At 67.5% G+C, this 3553-nt stretch carries 3 protein-coding genes; all 3 read right to left on the bottom strand.

Annotated features, from left to right (window positions below; translation table 11 throughout):
* Positions 1 to 522: 522 nt before the first annotated feature.
* Positions 523 to 1932: an alpha/beta hydrolase family protein gene (locus ACFC96_RS32420; protein WP_376615509.1), complete on the bottom strand. Its 1410-nt coding sequence runs from the start codon at positions 1930 to 1932 to the stop codon at positions 523 to 525.
* A gap of 76 nt (positions 1933 to 2008) precedes the next feature.
* Complete coding sequence (locus ACFC96_RS32425; protein ID WP_376227011.1) at positions 2009 to 2518, bottom strand: TMEM175 family protein; 510 nt, start codon at positions 2516 to 2518, stop codon at positions 2009 to 2011.
* Positions 2519 to 2521: 3 nt separating this feature from the next.
* The coding region (locus ACFC96_RS32430) for an RNA-guided endonuclease InsQ/TnpB family protein (RefSeq protein ID WP_376615511.1) at positions 2522 to 3553 on the bottom strand (1032 nt) is incomplete at its 5' end.

A 3553-nucleotide genomic window follows, 5' to 3' on the forward strand; every position in this document is an offset into this window, starting at 1 on the left:
ACTCCGGATAATTCGTCACCCCCGGGCCTCCGCGCACCAGGGCCTCGTGCCGTGGAGCGCGTCCCTCGCGGTCACACGCGGTGCGCCCGGCGCTCCCGAAGCAGAAGCCAGGTCGGGGAACAGCCGCCCGGCCATGCCCGTCACCACACCCCATAGGCATCGCTGCCGGGCCGGTCATGCGTGGGGGGCAGCAGGGGCCGTGACCAGGCGGGCTCCCGTCCACGCCGCGGGCAGGTCGTCCCGGCACGGCGCCGAGGCGACGCGGCGGACCACTTGCGGCAAGCTCACCGTCAGGAGGACGCCGGGGGTGCCGTTGGGCGTGGTGCCCCGTACCGGATCGGTGATCCGGTCCTGCGGGACTCGCCGCCAGACTGAACCAGCCGGCCGAGGCCGCCTTCGAGTACTACGTGGCGACACGCACCATCGAAGCTGTTCTCGTGGGTTCCCCATAGGTGATGACGCCCGCCGTCTGCCGGATCTCGCCGATCACCCGCGTCGGCGAGCAGGGTCGGAACCTGGCTGTCAGCCTTCCGGCAGCGTCTCCTGGAGCCAGTCGAAGACGATGTCGCAGTGCTGCTGCGGGGCCATCGGGGAACAGTGCAGCTGCGCGCCGGTGGCCGCGGTGAGCTTCACGTAGTCCTTGGGGGACGACAGCCTGTCGAACATCGCCCGCGGCTGTCCGGGATAGAACTGCTCGTCCTCGTAGTCAAGGACCAGGGTGGGCGTCGTGATGCGGCCCACCACGCTCGTGATGGTCAGTGACTCGATGATTTTGGCGGGGGTGTAGAAGTCCGTGAAGACCTTGCCGTCGCGGGCAGCGAGCATCGCCGGCACGGAGAAGGGCTCGAAGCGCTTCTTCATCGTCGCGGCAGCGTCCGCAGGCAGCTCGGGGACGACCTCTTTGTTCCAGACGTTGTTGGTCTGTGCCTTGTTCGGGGTGAGGATCTTCCGGATCTCCGGCGGGAAGCCCAGCCAGGGTTCCAGGCATCCGGGCATCGCCACCAGGGCAGCGATGCGCTTCTCGAAGGCCGCGGCCCGGGGGGCCAGGTTGCCCGCCATGCTCAGCCCCGTCAGGGCGATCTTGTCGTTGTCCACGTCGGAACGGGCGACCAGCCAGTCGACGAGCGGCGTGACCACCGTCTCCCAGCGCGGTGTGAAAACCACCCGGTCCACAAAGAGCAATTGCCCCTGGCCCGGCCCGTCGTACACGAGGGCGTTCCAGTCACGCTCCAGAGCGGCCGAAACGCCGTAGGCCCACATGTCGACGTTCTGTCCATCGCTGCCGTTCGTCAGGATCACGGTGCGGCGCTGTTTGCCGGAGTCGTCGGGCCGGAAGAACCACACCGGCAGCGGCGTCTTCCCGTAGGGGACGTTCGCCGTGTCCGGCGCTGGGTCGCACAGCTCACAGAACTTGTCCCAGGCCTCGCGCCCGGCCCTGTACAGCTGCTCCTCGCTCTCGGGGGTGTCGGAGCCGAGGACGAAGAACAGAGCCTGGGCGTAGTACTGCGCCGCCCGCAGAGCACGCATGCGCCTGGTCTGCGCGTCGGGCGTGGTGCCCTCGGGCGCCCCCGTCAGTTGGTCACCGAGTCCCTTGAAGGTCTCGACGTACGTCTGCGCGGAGAGACCGGCCTTGTTGATCGTGTTCACTGCGGTGAGCACCTCGCCCACCTCACTTCCGCCGAACCCGGCCCCGCCAAGGGCCCAGAGGCCACTGAAGTTGAACGCCGGGTCCTTGAAGAGTGTCATCACCCCGGGCGTGGCATCCACCGTCGAGCCGGTGGACGACGCCGTGGGACTGGGTGCGACTCCTTGTGCGGAGGTTCCGTTCGAGAAGGTGCAACCGGCAGCCAGCGCGACCCCGGCCCCACCGACGAGCCCGGCGAGCGCGGTGCGCCGGCTCAGGTGGGATGCGTCCTGCGATTCGTACGTCATATCAGCCGACCGTATGGCTCGCGCCGCCCGCACCTCCCGGCACGACACAGCTCGTTCCCCCGACTGGAACATCCGGTCAGCGACCCCGTGCCGCGATCCGGGTGGCCGCCACGGAGAGAGGCACCGCGGCGGCCCAGCTGTAGATCGCAACGACTGGCGAGACGCGTGCGATCCCCACAGAGAGCAGAAACACGATGGCCTGAGCTGGAAACGGGACGCGGCGCCAGGGCTCACCGGCGGCGCTGCTGGTGCGCAGTTCCATCGCATAGAGCACCAGGGCAGCTGTGCCGATGACGGCCCCGTACAGCCCGGGACCGAGAAACTGGTCACCGTAGTCCTCAAGAACCTTGGTGGGAAAAGGAATCGACGACAGCAGCAACAGGAACGTCACATTGAGCCAGAACAGGTACGAGTCGATCGGCCCCGCGTCCCGCAACGCCGCGTGGTGGGCCCGCCAGAACAGCGCGATCACGACCGCACTCAGCTCGAAGGCGCCCGCCTGGGAGTCAACCTGACCCGGCCCTGATGGACCGGGTTTGGAGGTAGTTCCCGGCTGGCTGCTGGGTTGGCTCCTCCGTCCAGACACCCGCTATGGGGTGGCAGGGACGCGTGACTCACGCCCCGCAGTCCACACAGCCTCGCCCTTGCGGGCGATGTTGCGGGAAGCATTCCGGTCTGCGTGGGCAACGACCCCGCAGTTCCGGCACGTGAACAGGGCCTGGCTTGCCCGGTTCTTCTTGTCGATGTGGCCGCACTCGCAGCACTGCTGCGAGGTGTAGGCGGGATCGACGAAGACCACGGGGACACCGGCCCTGCGGGCCTTGTAGACGATGAAGCCTGCGAGCTGGGCAAACGCCCAGGAGTGCAGTGCGACCCGTTGGGGCTTGCGGAGCCGTACCCTCTGCCGGATTCCCTTGAGTTCTTCCAGGGAGATCCCGGCAGAGGTGCGTTCAGCCTCGGTCACAATCGTCTTCGCGATGATGTGGTTGGTGTTCTTGACGTGCCGCTGCTCGCGCCGGGAGCGTTCTTTCAACCGGCGCTTGGCAGACTTGGTGCGCTTCTTCTGGAGCTTGGCCCGCAGCGTGAGCTGACGCTTGCGGTAGCGGCCCAGACCGCGCCCGGCGGCCTGGTAACCGGTGGACGTGGTGGCGATGTTGACGATGCCGAGGTCCACGCCGATGAAGCCGTCCGGCTCGTACTGCTCTGCCTCGGGCACGTCGCAGGTGGCGATCAGGTAGAACACGCCGTCGCGCTCGATCAGATCGGACTCCCCCTTGCGGTAGTCGCGGAGCACCTTGAGCGCGTCGGCGGAACAGACGAAGCGGACGTTCTTAATGCGCCCCGCAGTTGTCCAGATGGACACCGTCTGCTGGTCGTACTGCCAGCTCAGACACCGGTCGTCATACGGCTGCGCGGCCTCGGGGCGGAACGCGATCGGCTTGGACTCCGCCTTGAGTCGGCGCCTCGACTTCGGCTTGCCGAGATGTCCGGCGCGCAGGTTGGCGTGCAGCGTGGTGTACGCATCGCGCACCTTCTTGATCACATGCTGCGCGGCCTGCGCCCCGAGCCCTTCGGCCTTGAGGTGCGGATACGTGTGCTTACGCAGCTCATACTCACGCGG

Origin of the sequence: Streptomyces sp. NPDC055955 (assembly GCF_042270245.1) — a bacterium.
Taxonomy (GTDB): Bacteria; Actinomycetota; Actinomycetes; order Streptomycetales; family Streptomycetaceae; genus Streptomyces.